Annotated in this window: 17 protein-coding genes and 1 pseudogene; 12 read left to right on the forward strand and 6 right to left on the reverse strand. The window is 71.9% G+C overall.

Annotation, left to right across the window (positions count from 1 at the left end; genetic code table 11):
- The first annotated feature begins 148 nt into the window (after positions 1 to 148).
- Both ACIHAA_RS12835 and ACIHAA_RS12840 read left to right on the forward strand, forming a co-directional pair.
- The gene (locus tag ACIHAA_RS12835) at positions 149 to 430 is read left to right on the forward strand and encodes a type II toxin-antitoxin system Phd/YefM family antitoxin (protein ID WP_266847120.1); all 282 of its coding nucleotides are present in this window, start codon (positions 149 to 151) and stop codon (positions 428 to 430) included.
- Positions 427 to 681: a Txe/YoeB family addiction module toxin gene (locus ACIHAA_RS12840; protein WP_399816193.1), complete on the forward strand. Its 255-nt coding sequence runs from the start codon at positions 427 to 429 to the stop codon at positions 679 to 681. Before ACIHAA_RS12835 ends, ACIHAA_RS12840 begins: the two co-directional genes overlap by 4 nt.
- Positions 682 to 694: 13 nt before the next feature.
- Here the strand turns inward: ACIHAA_RS12840 and ACIHAA_RS12845 are convergent.
- A pseudogene (locus tag ACIHAA_RS12845) lies at positions 695 to 1221 on the reverse strand (transposase family protein).
- 884 nt (positions 1222 to 2105) lie between these two features.
- Between ACIHAA_RS12845 and ACIHAA_RS12850 the strand changes: the two are divergent.
- On the forward strand, positions 2106 to 5111 hold the full coding sequence (locus ACIHAA_RS12850) for an AAA domain-containing protein (RefSeq protein WP_399816195.1): 3006 nt from the start codon (positions 2106 to 2108) through the stop codon (positions 5109 to 5111).
- Between the two features lie 257 nt (positions 5112 to 5368).
- Here ACIHAA_RS12850 and ACIHAA_RS12855 read toward each other — a convergent pair whose 3' ends face one another.
- Positions 5369 to 5812, reverse strand: a complete 444-nt coding sequence (locus ACIHAA_RS12855) for a hypothetical protein (protein WP_399816197.1) — start codon at positions 5810 to 5812, stop codon at positions 5369 to 5371.
- Between ACIHAA_RS12855 and ACIHAA_RS12860 the strand changes: the two genes are divergently transcribed.
- Positions 5802 to 6518 (forward strand): LPXTG cell wall anchor domain-containing protein, encoded by a 717-nt coding sequence (locus tag ACIHAA_RS12860; protein WP_399816199.1) that lies wholly within the window; start codon positions 5802 to 5804, stop codon positions 6516 to 6518. The genes ACIHAA_RS12855 and ACIHAA_RS12860 overlap by 11 nt on opposite strands.
- An 83-nt stretch (positions 6519 to 6601) precedes the next feature.
- Here ACIHAA_RS12860 and ACIHAA_RS12865 read toward each other — a convergent pair whose 3' ends face one another.
- On the reverse strand, positions 6602 to 9283 hold the full coding sequence (locus ACIHAA_RS12865) for a SpoIIE family protein phosphatase (RefSeq protein ID WP_399816201.1): 2682 nt from the start codon (positions 9281 to 9283) through the stop codon (positions 6602 to 6604).
- A gap of 534 nt (positions 9284 to 9817) precedes the next feature.
- On the opposite strand from ACIHAA_RS12865, the gene ACIHAA_RS12870 reads away from it, so the two are divergent.
- The gene (locus ACIHAA_RS12870) at positions 9818 to 12019 is read left to right on the forward strand and encodes a DEAD/DEAH box helicase (RefSeq protein ID WP_399816203.1); all 2202 of its coding nucleotides are present in this window, start codon (positions 9818 to 9820) and stop codon (positions 12017 to 12019) included.
- Between the two features lie 45 nt (positions 12020 to 12064).
- Here the strand turns inward: ACIHAA_RS12870 and ACIHAA_RS12875 are convergent, their stop codons facing one another.
- Positions 12065 to 13207 carry a pyridoxal-phosphate dependent enzyme gene (locus ACIHAA_RS12875; protein WP_399816204.1) on the reverse strand — a complete coding sequence of 381 codons (1143 nt, stop codon included), beginning with the start codon at positions 13205 to 13207 and terminating at the stop codon, positions 12065 to 12067.
- A gap of 161 nt (positions 13208 to 13368) precedes the next feature.
- On the opposite strand from ACIHAA_RS12875, the gene ACIHAA_RS12880 reads away from it, so the two are divergent.
- The 3 genes from ACIHAA_RS12880 to ACIHAA_RS12890 all read left to right on the forward strand — a co-directional run bounded on the left by ACIHAA_RS12880 (position 13369) and on the right by ACIHAA_RS12890 (position 17093).
- Positions 13369 to 14934 carry a S8 family peptidase gene (locus ACIHAA_RS12880; protein ID WP_399816206.1) on the forward strand — a complete coding sequence of 522 codons (1566 nt, stop codon included), beginning with the start codon at positions 13369 to 13371 and terminating at the stop codon, positions 14932 to 14934.
- Positions 14935 to 15006: 72 nt separating this feature from the next.
- Positions 15007 to 16194, forward strand: coding sequence for a DUF4190 domain-containing protein (locus ACIHAA_RS12885; protein WP_399816208.1), 1188 nt, complete (start codon positions 15007 to 15009; stop codon positions 16192 to 16194).
- A 146-nt stretch (positions 16195 to 16340) separates the two neighbouring features.
- Complete coding sequence (locus ACIHAA_RS12890) at positions 16341 to 17093, forward strand: GntR family transcriptional regulator (protein ID WP_399816210.1); 753 nt, start codon at positions 16341 to 16343, stop codon at positions 17091 to 17093.
- Here the strand turns inward: ACIHAA_RS12890 and ACIHAA_RS12895 are convergent.
- Positions 17060 to 17260 (reverse strand): hypothetical protein, encoded by a 201-nt coding sequence (locus tag ACIHAA_RS12895; protein ID WP_399816211.1) that lies wholly within the window; start codon positions 17258 to 17260, stop codon positions 17060 to 17062. The genes ACIHAA_RS12890 and ACIHAA_RS12895 overlap by 34 nt on opposite strands.
- A gap of 536 nt (positions 17261 to 17796) precedes the next feature.
- On the opposite strand from ACIHAA_RS12895, the gene ACIHAA_RS12900 reads away from it, so the two are divergent.
- The 4 genes from ACIHAA_RS12900 to ACIHAA_RS12915 all read left to right on the forward strand — a co-directional run bounded on the left by ACIHAA_RS12900 (position 17797) and on the right by ACIHAA_RS12915 (position 21755).
- Complete coding sequence (locus tag ACIHAA_RS12900) at positions 17797 to 18000, forward strand: SPOR domain-containing protein (RefSeq protein ID WP_399816213.1); 204 nt, start codon at positions 17797 to 17799, stop codon at positions 17998 to 18000.
- A gap of 30 nt (positions 18001 to 18030) precedes the next feature.
- On the forward strand, positions 18031 to 18426 hold the full coding sequence (locus ACIHAA_RS12905) for a (deoxy)nucleoside triphosphate pyrophosphohydrolase (protein ID WP_399816214.1): 396 nt from the start codon (positions 18031 to 18033) through the stop codon (positions 18424 to 18426).
- A 109-nt stretch (positions 18427 to 18535) separates the two neighbouring features.
- The gene (locus ACIHAA_RS12910; RefSeq protein ID WP_399816765.1) at positions 18536 to 18943 is read left to right on the forward strand and encodes an ATP-binding protein; all 408 of its coding nucleotides are present in this window, start codon (positions 18536 to 18538) and stop codon (positions 18941 to 18943) included.
- 199 nt (positions 18944 to 19142) lie between these two features.
- A complete protein-coding gene (locus ACIHAA_RS12915; protein WP_399816216.1) occupies positions 19143 to 21755 on the forward strand; it encodes a SpoIIE family protein phosphatase in 2613 nt (870 codons plus the stop codon).
- Here the strand turns inward: ACIHAA_RS12915 and ACIHAA_RS12920 are convergent.
- Entirely contained in the window at positions 21752 to 22135 is a 384-nt protein-coding gene (locus ACIHAA_RS12920) for a hypothetical protein (RefSeq protein WP_399816218.1), read from the reverse strand. The two genes, ACIHAA_RS12915 and ACIHAA_RS12920, sit on opposite strands and share 4 nt — an antisense overlap.
- Between the last annotated feature and the right edge of the window lie 7 nt (positions 22136 to 22142).

The following is a 22142-nucleotide window of genomic DNA, read 5'->3' on the forward strand; positions in this document are numbered from 1 at the left end:
TGGGGCCCCCTCTCCGGAGGTGGGCCCCTAGCTTTCCCCCGTGCTGGATGGGTGCTGGATCAGCTGAGGCGCCGTCGGTCAGTTCCTCTCTCAGATGACACCAAGAGTGGTACGTTATTGAGTACCACTTGATGGGAGGGTTGAAGTCATGTCCATCACTGCGAGTGAAGCGCGCAGGGAACTGTTTCCGTTGATCAAAAAGGTCAACGAGAATCATGAGGCCATTGAGATCGTCTCCAAGCACGGTAACGCGGTGCTTGTCTCGGCCGAGGACTACATGGCACTGCGCGAGGGCTCCTACCTGCTGCGCTCGCCAGCGAACGCCCGGCGGTTGCTCAAGGCGTACGAGAACGCCCTGTCGCACATCAACGTGTCGGAGCGTGAGCTGATCGATCCCGAGTCACCGGATGCAGGTGCGGGTGCCGCGTGAGGCTCGTCTTCGAGGATCAGGGCTGGGAGGACTACACGTCCTGGCTCAAGAACGACCGTAAGATGCTCGCCCGGATCAACAAGCTCATCGAAGATGTCAGGCGTGACCCCTTCATGGGTATCGGCAAGCCGGAGCCGCTGAAGTATCACCTGCCTGGGGCCTGGTCGCGACGGATCGACGAAGAGCAGCGCCTCGTCTATCTGGTGACGGACAATGAGATCGTCATCCTCTCTGCCCGGTATCACTACTGAGCCTTTTCCAACCTCACGCTGACGTGTGATGAAGGACGAGTACGGCCTGGACGATCGCGGTGATGCGGTTGGTGCTTCAGCGGAGCTTCCGTAGGAGCCGCCAGCCCTTCAGGGTGGCCATGGCCCGTTCGCCGAGGCAGCGGATCTCGGCGTGTGTGTTGTTGTGCCGCCGCTGCCACCGCTTGAGGTGGCGTCCGCGGAAGGGCCCCGGATCGGGCGGTCGGCGCCCTGGTATGCCTTGTCCGCCCAGCACTTGAGGTCGGCGGTCGCCTTGGTCCGTGCTACACGCATCGCCTCGGCCGGGGTGGGCGCAAGCGAGGCCGGCGCTTCGACGGCCTCGCGTATGTAGCGGTACGCGGTGGCGATGCCGATACCGAACCCGGCCGCGAGCTGGGCGTAGGTGTCACCGCACCGCAGATGTGCCAGGGCGAGGAGGGCTTGCCGGCCGGTGGTGAGCCGCCGCCACCGGGTCCCGACCTCCCCTCGCCGGACGGCGAGGTGTCCGGCCCGGCACCGCAAGCTGCGACTGGACAGGTCGATCGACGACGGTAGACAAGCACGCGAAGCTCCTGGTGGCTGCGGGCGATCTTGGCCGAGAACCCGTCTACCAGGAGCTTCGCTGTTCTGTAGAGCTGTCCAACACGCGACCAGCACCGTCAGGTTGGAAAAGGCTCACTGGCAACATGCTGGCGCGCAGAGGTTCGGGGAGCGTGGTGAACCCTGACCCGGCGACACGCAGGGATTTCGTCGTGGTGGTCGCTGCACTCTTCCAGGAGTGGAAACGCGTGGGGCATCCGCCCGAGGCTGTGACGCGGGCCTATTGGTGACGCGCACGACGTGACATTTGCTGGAAGTAGCGCCGCGTCGGTTCCCCCGGTGAGTCCGGGAGCTCCGCAAGACGCGACCGGCCACGCGGAACGGCGGGAAGTGCGGACCGTCAACAGGGCCTGTCGTAATTTGTCTTGCCAGCGAGACCCAACGCGACCCAACGTCGAATTCCCTGGTCAGGGCCCTGGCGGGGCTGCGTCGGAGGAGGGCGCCGAGGGCGGCGGGCTGGTTGTAGTGCAGGTCGGTACGGTCAAGCCCGGCGTATCGCGCGTTGCAGGCGGGCATGGTGGGCGTGGCTCACCTGCGCAGGCTTGTGCAGGTCCGGCCTGTGTGTCATGGATTTCTTTGCCTCGGCGTACCCCGCTCGGGAGCTGACCTGGGGATGCGAGGTCTGTCTGGGGGGTGGCCGAAGAGGGCCGGATTTCGGGAGGGCGGTCATAGAGTCTTTCGGGTATTGGCTGCGGAGCTGTGCGGGCGAAGGGCGGGGGAGCGCGATGGGGCAGGGTGGGTTGCCGTATCCGGCGGCTGAGCTGCTTACCGCGGTGCGGGCGGAGATTCTTGCGGAGCGTCGCGGTGACGGAGGCGACAGTCCCAAGGTGTCTCTCTCCGGTGGGCGTCTCGTCTCCTCTGCGGGTGGGCGGTTCGAGTATCTCTTCGTGTGCCGGAAGTGGCACGCGTCGCTGGACGGTGTGCCCGTGCTGGTGCGGGAGTCGCAGGCCCGCGGGCTGTGGGCGGCGGCGGAGGCGTCCCGTAGGCCGGACGGGACCGTGCGTCTGGTCACCGCCGAGAACTACGGGCCTTCGGTGCGCAACGCCCAGATCCGGAAGGACGATGCGGCGGGACTCGTGACGCTCGCGGCACGTCTTGAAGCGACCGGTGAAGCGGGCGGTCCGGTGCGGGTGGGCAGTGCGGACTGGATCGTCGGCCGCGGCAGTCCGCAGATCGCGCGTGACTCCGATCCCGGACGCTGGATAGCGAACTGGGCGGCGCTCAGGCTCAATTCACGCCAGAGAGTCGCCATTGAGCAGGCGATGGCGAGTCAGGTTCTTTTCCTGTGGGGGCCGCCGGGGACGGGGAAGACGGATGTCGTCGGGCATATCGTCGAGGGGAACTTCCGGCAGGGGCTCAATGTCCTGTTCCTCGCGCCGACGAAGGTGGCCGTGGACCAGGCCCTGGAGCGCATCTGTGATCTCCTGGCCGCGCAGGAAGGCTTCGCCGAGGGGCTGGTGCAGCGCGCCGGTGACATCGAAGTCGCCTCTCTGCGTGAGCGATACGGCGCGTATGTCGACACGGCCCAGATCGCGGCCCGGGTTTCCGCCCGGTTGGACGAGGATCTCAGCCGGGCGGCCCAGAGCCTGAAGAACGCGCGAGCCCTCATGGCCCTCCATGACGACATGGCCTCCCTCGAGCGGCGGCTTGCGGTGTCCCGTACGGAACGCGCCGATGCCAAGCAGGCCGGTGCAGTGCACGAGAAGGAGATCCTTCGTGCGGAGACGGCCGTACAGGAGTTGCGCCTGAAGATCGGTCAGGTGGGGGCTCCGGGCGGGCTTTTTGCCAAGCGTAAGGAGAGCAGGCTGGCGGCCCTGCGGAGCGAGCTCGAGCAGACTGACGCTGCGTTGCTCATAGCCCGGCAGCAAGGTGAGGACGCCGGGCGGCGGATGTGCCGGGCTGCTCATGCGATCGAGGAGTTGAGCGGTCGCCTGGCGGCCACCAGGCCGCGGCTGGCAGGTGTTCCCGCGCGACCCGTGCTCGCCCGTGAGGCGGAGGCCGCGCAGAAGCTCCTTGATGAGCTGGACCAGCAGCGCAAGGAGATCCAGAACACGGTGCGAGCCAGGTGCCGGGTCATGGGTGCCACCGTCGCGAAGGCGGTGCAGTCGCGGAAGTTGCTGGACCGTGTGGACGTAGTGGTGATCGACGAAGCGGGCATGGTGGACCTGCCGTCCGCCTGGCTGGCGGCGGGGCTGGCAGGGAAGAGGCTCGTGGTCGCCGGGGACTTCCGGCAGCTTCCCGCCGTCACCAAGGGAGAGGGCGACCGCAAGGCGACCGAGGAGCAGCGCGCCCATTCCCGGCAGTGGGCGTCCCGGGACGCCTTCCATGCCGCGGGTCTGGTGTCCGCGTCGGGTTCGGTCCGGCAGGATCCCCGGCTTGTCTCCCTGGACACCCAGTACCGTATGCGCGAGCCGATCTGTGCGGTGGTGAATGCCGTCGCCTACCCGGACGCCCCGCTGAGAACCGGCCGGGACGACCGGAGCCGCATCCCCGCCAATCCGCTGGTCGACGCCACGGTCCTGCTCATCGACACCTCCAAGCAGCGCATCGCGGGCCCCGACAAGAAGGCCAACACGGTGCATGAGGCCGTGGTCCACGAGCTGGTACGGGGCCTTCAGTACGAGCAGGTCCTCCCGGGCCGCAAGTGGGAGGCCGCGCAGGTGCCGCCGGGTGAGCGCGCGGCGGACAGGCTCGCCGTCATCGCCCCGTACCGGGCTCAGGTGACAGCGCTCCAGGGCAGCCTGAAGTACCGGTTCGGGCAGGAGTACGAGGGGCTCGTCGATACGATCCACCGGTTCCAGGGCAGCCAGCGTCCGATCGTCGTGTTCGACACGGCCGTCGGCGCGGGCCGGGACCCCGGCTTCTTCTACCAGGGCACCGGGCTCTCCTCTCCTACGTGCCGTCTTCTGAACGTCGCCCTCAGCCGGGCGCAGGACCATCTGATCGTGGTCGCCGATCTCGAACATCTGCGGCGGCACCTGGCGCCCCACAGCGAAGCCCGAGTCATGCTCGATCATCTGGAAAGCCACGCCCAGGTGATGTCGGCCGACCAGCTGGTGCCCATCCGTGATGCCGGTCAGCTCTCCTCGCTCAGCGCGGAGGACCTGGAGCGGCCCGCCTTCTTCCCGGCGGACGAGGTGGCCAAGGCGGTGGAGTGGGACATCGGCCGGGCGGTCGGCAGTATTGAGCTCTACTGCCCCTTCCTGGACCCCCAGCCGGTCCGCAAGTGGTCGACGTTGTTCGGGCAGCGCGTTCGCGAGGGCGTCCGGGTGGTCGTCTACACGCGCGCCGCCGAGGAGCAGCGCGACGCGGCTTCGGCCGAGCGTCATCAGCAGCGGATCGACGAACTCCGGGGCGCCGGGTGCGAGGTGGACTTCCGGGAACGTATGCATGAGAAGGTCCTCATCCTCGACCGGACGGTGCTCTGGCACGGCTCGCTCAATCTGCTGGCGAATACCGGTCCCACCGATCTGATGATGCGGTTCACCGATCCCGCGTCCTGTGAGCGGGTCAGCCGGGTGGTCGAGCGGGCCCGCAAGGACAAGGCCGCGTGGAACCCCCGGGCGGCGGGAAAGGCCGACGGGGCGGGTGGCGCCGCTGCGGACTCGCAGCGCGGTGGCGGTACGCGGGGAACGGCCGATGCCGGGGTGCGGGCGGCCGGTGGCGTCAAGCCGGGCGACGTCGTGGACGGGCGCCTCTATCTGGCCGTGCCCTTCCCGGAGAAGGACGCGGCGAAGCGGGAGTTGGGTGCCCGGTGGGACTCGCGGAACCGTCTGTGGCACGTGGACGCGGACCAGGTCACACGGGAGCGGGCCCGGCGCTGGCTGCCGTGACGCCGGGTCGGCGTCGGTTCCCGGGGGCTCGTCGGCAATGCGACGAGCCCCACCTGCTGTTGGGCGGGTGGGGCTCGTTGATGGAGCGCCGGGCAGGCCTTGCACCTGCATCTCCCCGCAGGAAGCGGGGCGTCTTTCCTTGGACTACCAACGCGAGTCCGGGTTCCGGGAGTTCGGTGACCGGCTCAAGATCGACTATAGCCCATTCGGGGGATGGGCGGGTAGCGCTGTTGCCCCGGCGAGGGGAGTGATGTGGATCACTGGAGGAGGTCGGGTTCTCTTGGGCAACTCTTGGTCCGATGCGGGAGTCCTCTTTGCGAATACAGCAGCCACTTCTGCCCCGAGGTTCGTATGAGACTCCGCCGTTCTCTGGCCCTTGCCGCCGCGACCGCGGCCCTTGCACCGGCCGTTCTGTTCTCGGCTTCCGCCGCGTATGCGGAGGACGGGGGGTCCACCCCCTCGGCCGGTGGCACGACCGCGGCGGGTGGGACGCCGTCGGCCGGGGCGACCGAGAGCGCGCCCGCCGACGGCACCACCCCGGCCGCCGGGCAGTCCACTCCGGCGGCCGGAGGGACCACTCCGTCGGCCACCGGGTCGGTCTCGCCCAGCGCCTCGGCCTCCCCCTCGGCGTCCAGTTCTGTTTCTGCCTCTGCCTCCGTGTCTGCGTCGTCGTCGCCGTCGAAGGGGCCGGTGGAATGCAAGGGCGAGGAGCCGAAGTTCGATGACGATCTGGCGACCAGCCTCAGCGGGCTGCCGTCGAGGATCGTCGCGGGCAGTGGCTTCCACGGGTTCAAGCTCCATGTGAAGAACTCAGGCAGCCACGCCTATCAGCGTGTCGACCTCGGGGTGTTCGCGGCCCAGATCGACGAGGACGACTTCTTCGTCGACACCAGTCACCTCACCCTCCAGTACAAGGACCCGGCCACCGGCAAGTGGACCGGCATCTCCCTGGACGAGAACGACGAGGGGGCCGGCTACCTCGGCTACACCGGCATCAAGGCCAAGGAGTCCTTCTCCGTCGAGATGCGGCTCGCCGTGGACGCGAAGGCCCCGGCCGGTCTCGGGTTCGCCATCAGCATCGGGATGTACGCCGACGACGAGGGCAACTGCGTCTCCTCGGGCGACGACGGCTACTACGAGTTCGACATCTTGAAGGCCGGTTCCGCGTCCGGCGACGTCAACGACTCCAGGCCGCAGGGCGGCAGCAAGCCGCTGCCCGCCAAGCCCGTCGGCGACAAGCAGATCGAGCCCGAGGGCCGACTCGCGGAGACCGGCGCCGGCTCGGCGCTTCCGGTGGTCGCCCTGGTGGGCGGCGCGGCCGTGGCCGTCGGCGCCGGTGCCGTGTTCGCGGTGCGCCGCCGCAGGGCCACCGGATCGGGTACGGCCGCGGCCGATACCGCCGTCTGAATCCGGGTGATTCCTTGAGCCAAGGGCTCCGAGCCATAGGGTCATGTGCCCCGGGTCATGTGCCCCGGGTCATGTGCCCCGGGTCATGGGTCCCGAGCCATGGGTCCGGGATCACCCGAGTCATGGATCCCGGGCCGGTGGTCCGGGGGCAGGGGCTGTTCGGCCCAGATCGTTTTGCCGGTGGGGGTGTAGCGGGTTCCCCAGCGGTGGGTCATCTGGGCGATGATGAACAGGCCCCGGCCCCCCTCGTCGTCGCTGGCGGCGTGGTGCAGGTTGGGGGCGCTGTGGCCGGGGTCAGAGACCTCGCAGATCAGGGCCCGGTCGCGGATCAGACGTACCTGGATGGGCCCTCCGACGTAGCGGATGGCGTTGGTGACCAGTTCGCTGAGGACCAGCTCGGTGGTGAAGACCAGGTCCTTGAGTCCCCACTCGTCGAGCTGCTTGCCGACGGTGGTGCGGATGGCGCCCACCGCCGCCGGGTCCGGGGGCAGCTTCCACTGGGCGAACTGCTTCCGGTCGAGCATCCGGGTGCGTACCAGCAGCAGGGTCGCGTCCTCGTCCACCGCGCCCGGCAGCAGGTCCGCCACCACCTGGTCGCACAGTTCCCGCAGCGGCCGCCGGTGGTCGGCGAGGATCCGGGCGAGCTGGTCGAGCCCGGTCTCCGGGTCGGCCGACGACTGGAGCAGGCCCCGCGAGAAGAGGGCGACGAGGCTGCCGGGGCGCAGGGTCAGCTCGGTGCTCTCATGGGGCGGCCCGGGCACTCCGAGCGCCGGTCCGGGCGGCAGCCGCGGGAGGTCGGCGACGCCCGAGGACGGCTCCACCACCATCATCAGCGACTGGCCCGCGCGGGCCACGCTGCATCGTCCCGAGACCGGGTCGTACACCGCGTAGAGGCAGGTCACGCCCCTGGCCTCGTCGGTGTGCGGTCCGGCGTGGCCGCGCTCGGGGGCGGTGCCCGGCTCGCGTGCGGTCTGCTCGACCAGGTCGTCGAGCCGGGCGAGCAGCTCGTCCGGGGCCAGGTCGAGGCGGGCCAGGACCTGCACCCCCGTGCGCAGCCGGCCCATGGTGGCGGCGGCCCGCAGACCGCCGCCGAGCACGTCCCCGACGATCAGGCCCACCCGGGTGCCCGACAGGGGGATGACGTCGTACCAGTCGCCGCCCACTCCGGACCCGCTGTCCGCGGGCAGATAGCGGCTCTCCGCCTCCAGGGCGGTCACCGGAGGCAGCCGGGGCGGCAGCAGGCTCCGCTGGAGTTTCAGGGTCGCGGTGTGCTCCCGGGTCACCACCAGCATCAGGACGAAGCCGAGCAGCAGGGAGCCCAGGCCCACGACGGTGGCGCCGCCGGTGCGTCCGATCACCGGCACGTCGAAGATGGTCGAGTCGTACCGCGGGTTGGCGTAGACGTCGAAGGCGGCGTAGAGGAACAGGAAGAGCATGATCAGGCCGCCGAGGCCCGGCAGGACACCCTTGAAGAGGAGGTCCCGTCTGCTGCGGGTGAGGACCTGGCGGTGGTACCAGACGCAGGCGAAGCCGGTCAGCCCGTAGTAGAAGGTGATCGCCAGGCCGACCGCGTCGATCGAGTCGGCCAGGATGTTCCTGCTGAACAGGTTCAGAAGGAGCAGGACGACGATCGAGAGCGCCCCCATGCAGACGGTCGACCAGGTCGGCGTGAGGAACCTGCGGTGGACCCGGGCGAACTGGGAGGGCGCGGCCTTGTGCGCGGCCATGGAGAAGACGGTCCGGGCCAGCGGCAGAATGCTGGTCTGGGTGGAGGACAGCGCCGAGGTCAGCACCATCAGGATCAGCAGTCTCGCCAGGAACAGCCCCGCCGCGTTCCCGCCGAAGACGGCGTTGCCAAGGCCGGACAGCACATCGCCCGAGTTGTCGCGGTTGCCCAGCCCGATGCCCGAGGTGCCGATCCCGGCGAACGCCTGCGCCGCCGTGGCCACCAGCCCGTAGGTGATCAGGAGCAGCACGGTGGAGACGATCGCGGCCCGGCCCGGTGTGCGCGCGCTGTCCACGGTCTCCTCGTTGACCGTGACGGCGGTGTCCCAGCCCCAGTAGATGAAGACCGCCGTGACGATGCCGGAGGTCAGCGCGTTCGCGGAGGGCAGTTCGAAGGGGTTGAACCAGGAGGCGGACACATGCAGGCCCGTCGGGGGAGTGCTGGTGTAGACCCTGACCAGCGCGGTGACCGCGAAGAGGGCGAGCACCCCGACTTCCAGGCACAGCAGCCAGCGTTGCAGCGCGGCCGAGATCTCGATGCCGACGTAGCAGATCGCGGTCATCACCGCGATCCACAGGACGCCCGCCAGGGTCGTCCACATCCGGTCGTGCGCCAGTGACTCGTAGCCCAGCAGCCGGAAGCCGTAGATCCCGGCGATCTCGGCGACGTTCGTCATGAAGAGGACGTCGGCGACGATGATGCCCCAGCCGCCCATCCAGCCGACGCGGGGCCCGAAGGCGCGGGTCGCCCAGGTGAAGGCGGTGCCGCAGTCGGCGTCGCTCGCGTTGAGTTCCCGGTAGGCGTAGGCGATGAGCAGCATCGGTACGAAGGCCAGGACGGTGACGATCGGGGCCTGGAGGCCGACTCCGGCGACGATCAGGCCCAGGGTGGCCGCGAGGCTGTACGCGGGGCCGGTGGAGGCCAGGCCGATGACCACCGAGGAGAACATGCCGAGGGCGCCGCTCTTCAGCCCCTTCCGGCCGACCCCGGCACCGGGGGCGGGGCGGCCTGGGGGTGCGGCACGGCCGAGGAGCCTCACGCCCGGTTCCCGCTCCGGGACCGGTCTGTCCGCGACACCGCCGCCGGGCAGGGCGCGGGGCAGACCGCCGGGCAGGGCGCGAGGCGGCCGGGAGGCCGTCCGTCGCGCCTCCGGGCGGTCCGGGGCACCTCGGGACCCGGGGCCGACACCACCTCGTACTCGTACGGGATCCGGCCACGTGTTCGTGCGTGTGGCATGGTCCCTCCAGGCGCGACGACCACCCGTGACTGCGGACGAGTTCGGCTGTTCCGACTGTGCGGCACTGCGACCAACCCTGCCCCTTCTGTCCAGGATGGACAACACAAGGCCGCTCCGCTCGTTCCGGGCGTCCGGCGGTGGAGCCACCGCCGGACCGCGCCCCGCCGCAATCCCCCCGTCTGCGCGGCGTGCCCCGCCGCAACCCGCCCCCGTCTGCCCGGCGCGGGCCGCTGTCGGTGCCCCGTGGAAGGATGTGCGCGCACCGGGGCGGGATGCACACCAGGGGTGTCACCAAGGGGTGAACAGAGTGGTGAACAGAGGGGGGTGAACAGGGGCGTGTCCAGGAGCCTGGCGGTCGGGACGGCCGGGGCGGCGGGCGGCGGCGCGGTGCCGAGCGGGCGGAGGGCGCGGGAGCTGTCGGCCGAGGCGGCACGGCTGCACGAGGCCGCGCGGGCCCTGCTGGGCGATCACACCCGCGCGCTGGAGGCGGTCCGGACCGCCTTCGCGCCGCTGCGGGCCGAACGCGTCGCCGAGGAACTGGACGGCATACCGGTCGCCCGACTGAAGGACGCCACCGAGGGGCGGCTGCGGATCACGGCGATCGAGGCCGCCGGGTTCGCGACCGTGCGGGCGGTGCACGAGGCGCGCCGCCATGAGCTGCGGCAGGTGCCGGGGGTGGGGCAGCAGACCGCCGACCGCGCGCTCGCCGCCGCCCGGCAGATCGCGTCGGCGGTGGAGGAGACGGTCGCCGTACGCCTGGACGTGGACCGTCCCGACCCGCGCACCGACGCCCTGCTGGCCGCCCTCTACCCGCTCGTCGAGGCCGGGCCGGAGCTGCGCCGCGCCGTGGACGCCGCGGTTCGGCTCGACGAGCGGCTGGGCGTTCTGCTGCCCGCCGCCCGGGCCGCGGGCAGCCGGATGCGGCTCGCGCTCTCGGGGCGGCGCAGACGGGAGGCGGCGCTCGCCGCGGTCGCCGGGGCCGGGGAGCTGCTGGCGGAGTCCGCGGCCCGCGGGGTGCCCCTGCTGCTCGCCCAGGCCACCGCGGATCTGCTGCGCGCCCCGGTCTCCGAGCTGGAGGCCCGGGTCGACTTCGAGGTGCGGTCCGCGGAGTACTACGGGCTGCTCGCCGAGGTCTTCGCGCGCGGCCCCGGCACCGGCGCGGCCGAGGGCTCCCTGCCCGCCGAGGTCGCCGAGCGGGTCCGCGCCCAGCCGCTCGACGACCGGTACCGCCGGGTCTCCCTGCGCGGCTACCAGGCCTTCGGCGCCCGCTTCGCCCTCGCCCAGCGCCGGGTGGTGCTCGGCGACGAGATGGGGCTCGGGAAGACCGTGCAGGCCGTCGCCGCGCTCGCCCATCTCGCGGCCGAGGGGCACAGCCGCTTCCTGGTGGTCTGCCCGGCGAGCGTGCTGATCAACTGGACCCGGGAGGTCGGCGCCCGCAGCACCCTGCGCGCCCTGCCCGTGCACGGGCCGGACCGCCGGGAGGCCTACGAGGAGTGGCGCGCGCACGGCGGGGTCGCCGTCACCACGTACGACACCCTGCACACCCTGCCCGCCCCCGACGGCGCGCCGCCGGGCATGCTCGTCGTCGACGAGGCGCACTACGTCAAGAACCCCGGCACCCGCCGCGCCAGGGCCGTCGCGGTGTGGACCGGGGCCTGCGAGCGGGTGCTGTTCCTGACCGGCACGCCCATGGAGAACCGGGTGGGCGAGTTCCGCGCCCTGGTCCACCAGCTCCGCCCCGAGCTGCTGCCCCCGGCCGGCCAGGGGTCCGGGGCGGCCGGGGCGGGGGCCTTCCGCGCCGCGATCGCCCCCGTCTATCTGCGGCGCAACCAGAAGGACGTGCTCACCGAACTGCCCGCCCTGGTGCAGGTCGACGCCTGGGAGGAGCCGAGCCCCGCGGACCGGGAGGCCTATCGCGCGGCGGTCGCCGAGGGCAACTTCATGGCGATGCGCCGTGCCGCCTACGCCGACGCCGAGCACTCCGCCAAACTGCGCCGACTGCGCGAGCTGGTGCGGGAGGCCGCCGAGAACGGGCTGAAGGTGGTCGTGTTCTCGTACTTCCGCGAGGTGCTCGCCACCGTGCGGGACGCCCTCGGGGACGGGGTGGTCGGGGCCGTCTCCGGGGAGGTGCCGGCCGACCGCCGGCAGCGGCTGGTGGACGGTTTCGCCGCGGCCGGGGGGCATGCCGTGCTGCTCGCCCAGATCGAGGCGGGCGGCACCGGACTCAACCTCCAGGCGGCCTCCGTGGTCATCCTGTGCGAACCGCAGCTCAAGCCGACGCTGGAGCACCAGGCCGTGGCCCGCGCCCATCGCATGGGCCAGGTCCGCACGGTCCAGGTGCACCGCCTGCTCGCGGCGGACACCGTGGACGACCGGCTGCTGCGCATCCTGCGGAACAAGGACCGCCTCTTCGACGCCTACGCCCGGCGCAGCGAGGTCGCGGAGGCCACCCCGGACGCGATCGACATCTCGGACGCGTCCCTGGCCCGCCGCATCGTGGAGGAGGAGCAGCAGAGGCTGGCGGCGCAACCCGTGTGAGGTCCTCCAGGGCACCTCTCTAAGACACCTCTCCAGGACACCTCTCTACGACACCCCTCCCTCCTTGAGCCCCGCGCCGCACAGCGGTACCACCACCGGGGGGATCGCCCCGTTGGCGCGGAGGCGGGACGGGGGGAGCGATTCGAGGAGGCCCTCCCGGGCCGCCGCCCAGCCGACCGCCGCCGCCGGTTCGACGTACAGGCCCCGGGACGCCAGGTCCAGCCGGGCGTCCCGGATCCGGTCCTCCGGCACGGTCAGGAAGCGGCCGCCGGAGTCGCGTACCGCGCGCAGGATGCGGCGCGCCCGCGGCGGGCGGGGGACCGCGATGGCCCCGGCGAGCGTGGGGCCCGCGGGGGCGGCGTCCCCGGGCAGGTCCTCGGCGCCCTCCTCCCAGGCGGCCGCCAGGGGCGCGCAGGCCGCCGCCTGCACCGCGTAGAGCGCGGGCCTGCGGTCGATCAGGCCCGCCCCGAACAGCTCGGCGACGGCCAGGGCGGCGCCCAGCAGCAGGGTGCCGTTGCCGACGGGCAGCACGAGCACATCCGGGAGCCGCCCCCCGAAGTCCTCCCACAGCTCGTGCACCCAGGTCTTGGTGCCGTGCAGGAAGTACGGGTTGTAGGCGTGCGAGGCGTAGAACACCCCGCTCTCACCGGCGGCCTCGCGCGCCGCCAGTGCCGCCTCCTCGCGGCCGCCGCCGACCGTCCGCAGCCGGGCCCCGTACGCCTCGATCTGCTCCAGCTTCCGTGGGGCGGCGCCCTCCGGAACGTAGACCGTGCACGGCAGACCGGCCCGGGCGCAGTACGCGGCGGCCGAGGCGCCCGCGTTGCCGCTGCTGTCGGCGACGACCTGCCGGGGGCCGAGCCGCAGCGCCAGTTCGGCCAGCAGCACCGCCCCGCGGTCCTTGAAGGACAGCGTCGGCATCATGAAGTCGAGCTTGGCGCAGATGCCGTCCCTCAGGTCCACGAGCGGGGTGCGTCCCTCGCCGAGGCTGACCGTCGGCGAGCTCAGCGGCAGGGTCTCCGCGTAGCGCCACAGCGAATTCACCCGTCCGGTCAGTGACTTGAGCGGGGCGGGGGTCGGCGCGAAGTCCAGGTCCAGCGGCCCCCGGCAGACGGGGCAGCACCAGGCGAGCGACGCCGCGGTCACGCGGGTGCCGTCCGCCGGGCAGAAAGAGTCCGGCAGCAGTGTCATGCGGCCAGGTTAGTTGTCCGTTTGGTAACGGTATGTCAGGATCGCCAGCTGGTGCCCGTGTTGGGTGCGTACTGGTCGCGCCCGCACCGTCGTACGCCTCACGCACCCGTACCACCCCCGAGGCGTCAGCAGCGTTCCACGGACGAGGAGAGGACTCTCGGATGCCAGCGATGCGGCAGGTTCGGCGAAGACTGGCCGGGATCGGGACGGCGGCCCTGCTCGTCGGCCTCGTCTCCGCCGCCCCCGGTCACGCGGCGCCCGCTCCCCAGGGCACGGTCCGCTACGCGGGGGCCGCGGACACCGTTCCGGGCAGCTACATCGTGGTCCTCAAGGACGGCCAGCGGGCCGACTCCGAGGACGGCAGGGCCCTCGCCCGGAAGTACGGCTGCATCATCGGGCACACCTACGTCAAGGCGCTCAACGGCTACGCGATCCACACCACCGCGTCCGCCGCCAGACGGCTGGCCGCCGACCCGGCGGTCGCCTCCGTCGTCCAGAGCCGCGTCTTCCACATGACCGCCACTCAGACCAACCCGCCCTCCTGGGGCCTGGACCGCATCGACCAGCGGAACCTGCCCCTCGACGGCCGGTACACCTACCCCGACTCGGCGGGCCAGGGCGTCACCGCGTACATCGTCGACACCGGTGTCCGCATCACCCACAGCGACTTCGGCGGCCGCGCCTCCTACGGCTACGACGCCGTCGACGACGACAACGTCGCCCAGGACGGCAACGGCCACGGCACCCATGTCGCGGGTACGGTCGCCGGCGGCGCGTACGGCGTGGCCAAGAAGGCGAAGATCGTCGCGGTCCGGGTGCTCGACAACTCGGGCTACGGCACCACCGACCAGGTCGTCGCGGGTGTCGACTGGGTGGCCCAGCACCACAGCGGCCCCTCCGTGGTCAACATGTCGCTCGGCGGCCCCGCCGACAGCGCCCTCGACGCCGCCGTCCGCAACACCATCGCCGGGGGCGTCACCTTCGCCGTCGCCGCGGGCAACAGCAACGACGACGCCTCCGGCTACTCGCCCGCCCGGGTCGGCGAGGCGATCACCGTGGGCGCCACCGCGCCGGGCGACGCGCGCGCGAGCTACTCCAACTACGGCCCCTCGGTCGACCTCTTCGCGCCGGGCTCCTCGATCCAGTCCACGTGGAACACCAGTGACACGGCCACCGCGACCCTGTCCGGCACATCGATGGCGACGCCGCATGTGACCGGGGCGGCGGCCCTCTATCTGGCGGACCATCCGACGGCCACGCCCGCACAGGTCGCGTCCGCGCTGACGGGTGCCGCGACCCCCGGTGTCGTCTCCTCGCCGGGAACCGGCTCGCCCAACCGGCTGCTCGACGTCGGCGGGGGCACCTCCGTCCCGGTCCCGCCCCGGCCCCGGTTCACCAACGGCACGGACTACCCGATCAACGACTTCTCCACCGTGGAGTCGCCGATCACCGTGTCCGGAGTGCCCGGCAAGGCACCCTCGGCCCTGGGCGTCGAGGTGCACATCCAGCACACCTACATCGGCGACCTCCAGGTCCTGCTGATCGCGCCGGACGGTGCGGCCTATTTCCTCAAGCCCCTGGGCGGCGGCGGCAGTACGCACAACATCGACACCACCTACACCGTGAACGCCTCCGCCCGGACGGCGAACGGCACCTGGCGGCTGAGGGTCGGCGACTACGCGATGTTCGACACCGGGAAGATCGACTCCTGGTCGCTCCAGTTCTGAACCGCCGTTCCCGCCCCTACGATGCGCTTCGTACACAAGTTCTGCGCATCGTGCACAAGGAGCGGTAATTCCGTGGCCATACCCCCGCCCCCCGGGCCCCAGCAGCCCGGGGGACCGTACCCGCAGGATCTCGCCCGGGGGCCCCATGGATCCCCCGGGTCCGCGCCGCCGTACCAGCCCTGGGGGCAGGGGTACTCCCCGTACAACCGCCCGGCTCCGGTCAACGGGCTCGCCATCGCCGCGCTCGTGCTCGGTTTCCTCTGCTTCCTGCCCGGGGTCGGGCTGGTCCTCGGTCTGATCGCGCTGGCGCAGATCCGGCGGCGCGGGGAACGCGGCGAGGTGTTCGCGGTCGGCGGCATCGTGCTCTCCTTGATCGGACTCGCCCTGTTCCTGGCCGCCCTCTCCAGCGGGAGCGCGCACCACGCCTGGGAGGGCATCAAGAGCGGGGCGCACGATGACGGCGCGGTGTTCACCGTGCGCAAGGGCGAGTGCTTCAATGCGCCGGGCGGCTCCCTGGAGGGGGAGGCGTACAACATCGACAAGGTGCCCTGCTCCGGGGCCCACCAGGCCGAGGTCTTCGCGGACTTCACGCTCCCGCAGGGCCGCTTCCCCGGGGAGGAGGCGGTGACTCGGGCCGCCGGTGACCGGTGCTACGCGCTCCGGGCCACCTACGCCATGGACGCCTGGGCGGTCCCCGCCGATGTGGACGTCTACTACTTCACCCCCACCCGGGGCAGCTGGCGGCTCGGCGACCGCCGGGTCACCTGCCTGTTCGGCAACACCGACAAGAAGGGCACCCTCACCGGCACGCTGCGCAGCGACTCCACCACCCTGACCGGCGACCAACTCGCCTATCTGCGCGGGGACGCCGCCCTCTACGAGGCGCTGGACGCCGTCCCCGACGACGTCTACGCCCAGGACGATCTGCCGAGGTACCGCGCATGGGCGCTCCGGGTGTCCACGGCGCTGGACGACCAGAGCCGACGGCTGCGCGGCCACTCCTGGCCCCAGGGGCTCCGGGGGCCGGTCGCCGGTCAGGCCGAGGCCCTGGACCGGGCCCGGGACGAGTGGAACGGTGCGGCCACCGCCGCCGATGCCGACAGCTTCTACGACCACTGCGCCCGGGGCGGCGCGCTGCTGGAGGGCCGGGCAGCGGTCACCGCGCGCGAGGCTCTGGGTCTGGCTACCACCCCTCCGGCGCCGGAAAAGGGGGAGGGGCAAGGCTCCGCTGACGCCTCGGGGGGCGGACGCCAGGTGTGACGGCTGTCCTGCCGGGCAGGAAGTGCCTGCTAAAACTGTTGAAGGACGCAAGTCATCACATCGAGTGATTCTCTGGCCACTACTTGCGTGGCACAACCCACGGTTGCGACGCTGTTGCTGTCTGTACAAGCTGATGGGAGTGGCCAGTGACTTTCGGTGAGCAGCCGGCGTATCTGCGTGTCGCGGGTGATCTCCGTAAGAAGATCGTCGACGGGCTGCTCCCGCCGCACACCCGCCTGCCCTCCCAGGCCCGTATCCGCGAGGAGTACGGCGTCTCGGACACGGTCGCCCTGGAGGCCCGCAAGGTCCTGATGGCCGAGGGGCTCGTGGAGGGCCGCTCCGGGTCGGGCACGTATGTCCGGGAGCGGCCGGTGCCGCGCCGGGTGGCCCGCTCGGGGTTCCGTCCGTCGGGCGGTGCCACGCCCTTCCGTCAGGAGCAGGCGGACTCCTCCGTGCGCGGGACCTGGGAGTCGCGCAGCGAGCAGACGGAGGCGAGCGGCACCGTCGCCGATCGTCTCGGCATCCAGCCCGGTGACCGGGTGATGCGCACGACGTACGCCTTCCGGGAGATGGGCGAGGTGGTCATGCTCTCCACCTCCTGGGAGCCCCTGGCGCTGACCGGCCGCACCCCCGTGATGCTCCCCGAGGAGGGACCGCTCGGCGGTATGGGCGTCGTCGAGCGCATGGCCGCCATCGACGTGATCGTGGACAACGTCACGGAGGAGGTCGGCGCCCGCCCCGGCCTCGCGGAGGAACTGCTGAAGCTGGGCGGTGTCCCCGGCCATGTGGTGGTGGTCATCCAGCGGACGTACTACGCCTCGGGCCGCCCGGTGGAGACGGCGGACGTGGTGGTCCCGGCGGACCGCTACCGGGTGGCGTACCACCTGCCGGTGAAGTAGCGGGCTCCGCCCGGGGGTGAAGGGGCGGCGTGCCGCCGGGTGGTGAAGCGGTGACGTGCCGCCAGGTGGTGAAGCGGCGGGGTGCCGCCCAGCGGTGAAGTAGCGGTGCGCTGCCGGGTGGTGAAGGAGTGGGGGCGCCACCCGGCGATGAAGTAGCTGTGCGCCACCTGGCGGTGAAGGGGCAGGGCTCCGCCCAGCGGTGAAGTGGCGGCGTACTGCCGGGTGGCGGCGTGCTGCCGGGTGGTGGGGCACTGCCGGGTGGTGGGGTACTGGCGTGCGACCCGCCGCCGGTGTGGTGGCCGCCGTCCGGTGGGGGAAGCCGTGTACCGCCCGGCGGTGAAGTGGCGGAGTACCGCCCGGGGTCGGTGATATGGGCGCGGCGCTCAAGTCGCTTACCCGGAAGGGTGGTTGAGCGGGCCCGCCTGGGCCGTGCCCGCTTGTGCGGCGGGTGCGATCCGGTCGATTCCTCGCGGCCGCCCCGCCGTGCCCGGCGGGAGCTTCGGGCTGTTCCGCATGCGCGCGGGGCGCGTGTGACAGCGCACAAGACGGCGTACGCCCCCTTTGGCATGGCTGGTTGCGTACCTCTTTGTGAAAAGGCGTATTCGCTGAGTGAAGGTGAGGCGTAGGCTCGGGCATATGCGCAGTGCGGTTTCCTTGGTGGGCGGGGCGCGGCGGAAGCCGGGGCGGGAAGTGGAGGCACGCGATGAACGACAGCACGGTCACTCTTCCCTGGCTTGTCGTACGGCAGGACGACAACGGCAATCGCTACAGCGTGGGGAGGTACGCCACCCGCGCCGAGGCCCAGAAGATCGTTGACAGCCTCGACGCCCGCGGACACCGCCAGCTCTACTGGGTCGAGCGCGTCGGCCCGGGCAGCGGCAGGCGGACCGAGCGACGCGGAGTGTGATCCACCGCGGGCTCCCGTAGGCTCCGGCGCATGACGCAACCGATCCTGGTGGTCGGCGCCGCCCTGCTGGACGGCGACCGCCTGCTGGCCGCGCGCCGTAGTGCGCCCCCGGAACTGGCCGGTCGTTGGGAGCTGCCCGGCGGCAAGGTCGAGCCCGGTGAGACCCCCGAGCAGGCCCTGGCACGCGAGCTGCGCGAGGAACTCGGGGTGACCGCGGAACCGGTCGAGCGCGTGCCGGGGGAGTGGCCGCTGAAACCCGGATACGTCCTGCACGTCTGGACCGCGCGCCTGCTGGCCGGCCGCCCCGAGCCGCTGGAGGACCACGACCGGCTGCGCTGGCTGACCGCCGATGAGATCTGGGACGTCGACTGGCTCGACCAGGACGTGGCCGCCGTCAAGGCCGTTCTCACGGTATGGAGCCGGTAAAAATTTCTCCCGCGCCACCCCGCGCCCCGGTCGGCGGTAAGCGCCCCTGATACCGGGTATGGGCCCCTTGGTGCCCGAAACCGGACATGACGAGCATCTGGCCCGGGAAGTGATCGGCGTGCTCGACACCGATGGCACAAGCGCCGAATGGACGTTCCACGCGGACCCCGGGGCGGTGCGGTCCGCTCGTGCGGTTGTCCGGGGCCAGCTGCGCGCCTGGGGGCTCGACGAGGTCGGCGACATCGCCGCGCTGCTGGTCAGCGAGCTGGTGACCAATTCGCTGCGCCATGCCACGGGCCCCATCGGCGTCCGCCTCGTCCGCTCCGACGGCTCCGCGCCCGGGCTGCTCGTCGAAGTCTCCGACACCCTTCCCGACCCGCCCCGCGAGCGCACCCCCGACTGCGACGCCGAGGACGGCCGCGGTCTCCAACTGGTCGCGCACTCCTCGCGGCGCTGGGGGACCCGCCCGGCGGACACCGGAAAGACCGTCTGGTTCGAGCTGGCGGTGCCCGGCTGACCGCGGGCGGGCGGAAGGGGGGTTCGACCGGGCGTCACCTGGTTAGAAGACTGGGAGTATGGCCCGGCCGGTCCTAAAAGCATCGGGACCGTGCTGTGATCGTGAACACCGTACTGTGCGGCACCGTAGTGCTGGATACTGCGGGCAGCCGCCCCCGGTGACCGGTGCCGGGCGCGGTGAGCTGGAGGGGACGGTTCGCGTGAGCGAGATACCAGCGAAGGCCACGGAGTCCGAGGACCCGTCGGGCGGCGCTAGGGACAGGGCTGCGGTGACGCACACGGCGGCCGTCGAACCGCAGGACGCCCCGGGCGGCACCCTCTGGCAGAGCAGTCCGCCCGGCTCCATCTACGACTACATAAGGGTCGCCTCGTTCTCCATCGGGCCGGACGGGCATGTCGACCAGTGGAGCCTGCGGGCCGAACAGCTCTTCGGCGTCGCCCGTGAACGGGCCGTCGGGATGGACCCCATCGAGGCGTTCGTCGCCCCCGAACTGCGCGAACGCGGCCAGCGCAAGATGGCCGAGATCCTCGACGGCCGGGAGTGGACCGGCGTCATCCCCTTCCGGTCGGCGGGTGCGGAGCGCACCGAGGGCCTCGCCGAGGTCTATGTGATGCCGACCGTGACGGAGGACGGCGACCGGGCCGCGGTGTGCATCATCGTCGACGTCCGCACGCTCCGCAGCATCGAAACGGACCTCGCCGCCTCGCAGGCGATTTTCGGTCAATCTCCGTTCGGCTTCCTGCTGATCGACTCCGAGCTGCGGGTGCGCCGCGCCAACGAGCGGTTCGCCTCCACCTTCGGCGGCGGCGCCCCCGACGAGCACCGCGGCCGCACCGTCCACGACTATCTGCCGTCGCCGGAGGCCGAGCGCATGACCGCCACCCTGCGGCGCGTCCTGCGGACCGGCGACTCGATCACGGACATGCATGTCTCGGGCTTCGTCCCGGGCTCCGAGGAGCGCAGGCACTGGTCCGTCAACCTCTACCGCGTGCACAGCGGCAGCGGACGCCCCATCGGGGTCGCCTGGCTCGGCATCGACGTCACCGCCCGGCGCGCCGCCGCCCGTGAGGCCGCCGCCGCCCGGCGCAACCTCGCCCTGCTGAACGAGGCGGGCGCCCGCATAGGCAACTCCCTCGACCTGGAGACCACCGCCCGGGAACTCCTCGACGTGGTCGTGCCCGGCTTCTGCGACCTGGCCACCGTCGACCTCTACCAGGGGCTCCTGGCGGGCGACGAGACACCGCCGGGCCTCGCCGACGGCAGCGCCGAGCTGCGCCGGGTGGCGTACTCCAGCGCCGTGTCGGACGCGCCCTTCGCGGGCGGGACGGAACCCGTCGCCGTCGGCGCCGTCCACCACTACCCCTTCAACTCGCCCTGTGCGGACGCCCTGCGCGCCGCCCGCCCCCGGACCGTCCCCGCCGAGGACGGTGGCCTGATCCAGTCCACCCTGGCCGTGCCGATGGTCGCGCACGACACCGTCGTCGGCCTCGCCAAGTTCTCCCGTACGAAGGGCAGCGAACCCTTCGGCGAACGCGACCGGGCGCTGGCCGTCGAACTCGCCGCACGCGCCGCCGTCTGCATCGACAACGCCCGGCTGTACCGCCGCGAGCACGAGCGCGCGCTGATACTGCAACGGTCCCTGCTGCCGCCCGGCGACCCGGAGGCCTCCGGCCTGGACATCGCCTGCCGCTATCTGCCGGGCAACGCGGCCACCGGACGCCCCAGCGAGGTCGGCGGCGACTGGTTCGACGTCATAGAACTCCCCGGCCACCGCACGGCCCTGGTCGTCGGCGACGTCATGGGCCGTGGCCTGCGCGCCGCCGTCGCCATGGGTGAACTGCGCACGGCCGTACGCACCTTGGCGCAGCTCGACCTCGAACCGGCCGAAGTCCTCTCCCAGCTCGACGAGATCGCCCGCGGCCTCGGCGCCCCCGGCGGCGTCCAGCAGGCCACCCGCGCCGCCCGCCGCCCGCGCGAGGCCGACCTGTCCGAGGTGTACCTCGCGACCTGTGTCTACGCGGTCTACGACTCGGTCACCCGCCGCTGCACCTTCGCCAATGCGGGCCATCTGCCGCCGGTGCTGGTGGAGCCGGGGCGGTCCGCGCGGATGCTGGACGTGCCGCCCGGGATGCCGCTCGGCGTGGGCGGCGAACCGTTCGAGGAGGTGGAGGTCGAACTGCCCGAGGGTGCCCTGCTCGCCCTCTACACGGACGGCCTGGTCGAGTCCCGGGACCATCCGCTGGACGAGGGCCTCCAGGCCTTCGTCGGCGCGCTCACCGACCCCGCCCAGCCCCTGGAAGAGGTCTGCGACCACGTCCTCAACACCCTGGACACCCACCACGGCGAGGACGACATCGCGCTGCTGATGGCGCGGGTCCAGGGGCTGCCCGCCGACAGCGTCGGGGACTGGACGCTGCCGCGGGAGCCGCGCAGCGTGGGCCGCGCCCGCGAGTACGCCCGCGCCCAGCTGCTCGCCTGGGACCTGGAGCCCCTGGTGGACACCACGGAGCTGCTGGTCAGCGAGCTGGTCACCAACGCCCTGCGGTACGGCGAGGGGGACATCCGGCTGCGGCTGCTGCTCGACCGGACGCTGGTGTGCGAGGTGTGGGACGCGGGTCTGGTGCAGCCGCGCCGCCGACGCGCCCGCGACACGGACGAGGGAGGCCGGGGACTCCAGCTGGTCGGGCTGCTCTCCGCGGCCTGGGGCTCGCGGCGCACCCCGCGCGGCAAGACGGTCTGGTTCGAACTCCCGCTCCCGGACGGCGAGAACGGCCTCGTCGACCCGGCGGAGGCCCTGCTGAGCCTGTTCTAGACGGCTCCCGGCGGCGGGGAGTCCTGCCCGGGCGCGGGTGGCGGGGCGGTCCTCTCGGGGGCGGGTGGTGTGGCGGTCCTCCCGGGGGGTGCCGGTTCCTCGCGGCCGTCCTGCGGTACGGCGGCGGGCGCGCGGCCGCCGGGCGTGGTGCGGGTTCGCGTACGCCGTCTGCGCCGCGCCCGGGTGTGCAGCGCCACCGCCACCGCGGCGACCGCGGCGGCCAGCGGCAGCGCCAGATCGGTGGTGACGGCCGGATCCCGGCGGGCCGCCCCCGCCGCGGCCAGCACCACCAGCACCGCCCCGCACGCGACGGAGACCCGCCGCACGGCTCGGCCCGCGGCGGCCCGGCGCACCCGGTCTCGACGGTGGGGCGGCGTCACATTCCGG

It is taken from the genome of Streptomyces sp. NPDC052040 (genome assembly GCF_044548405.1).
Taxonomy (GTDB): Bacteria; Actinomycetota; Actinomycetes; order Streptomycetales; family Streptomycetaceae; genus Streptomyces.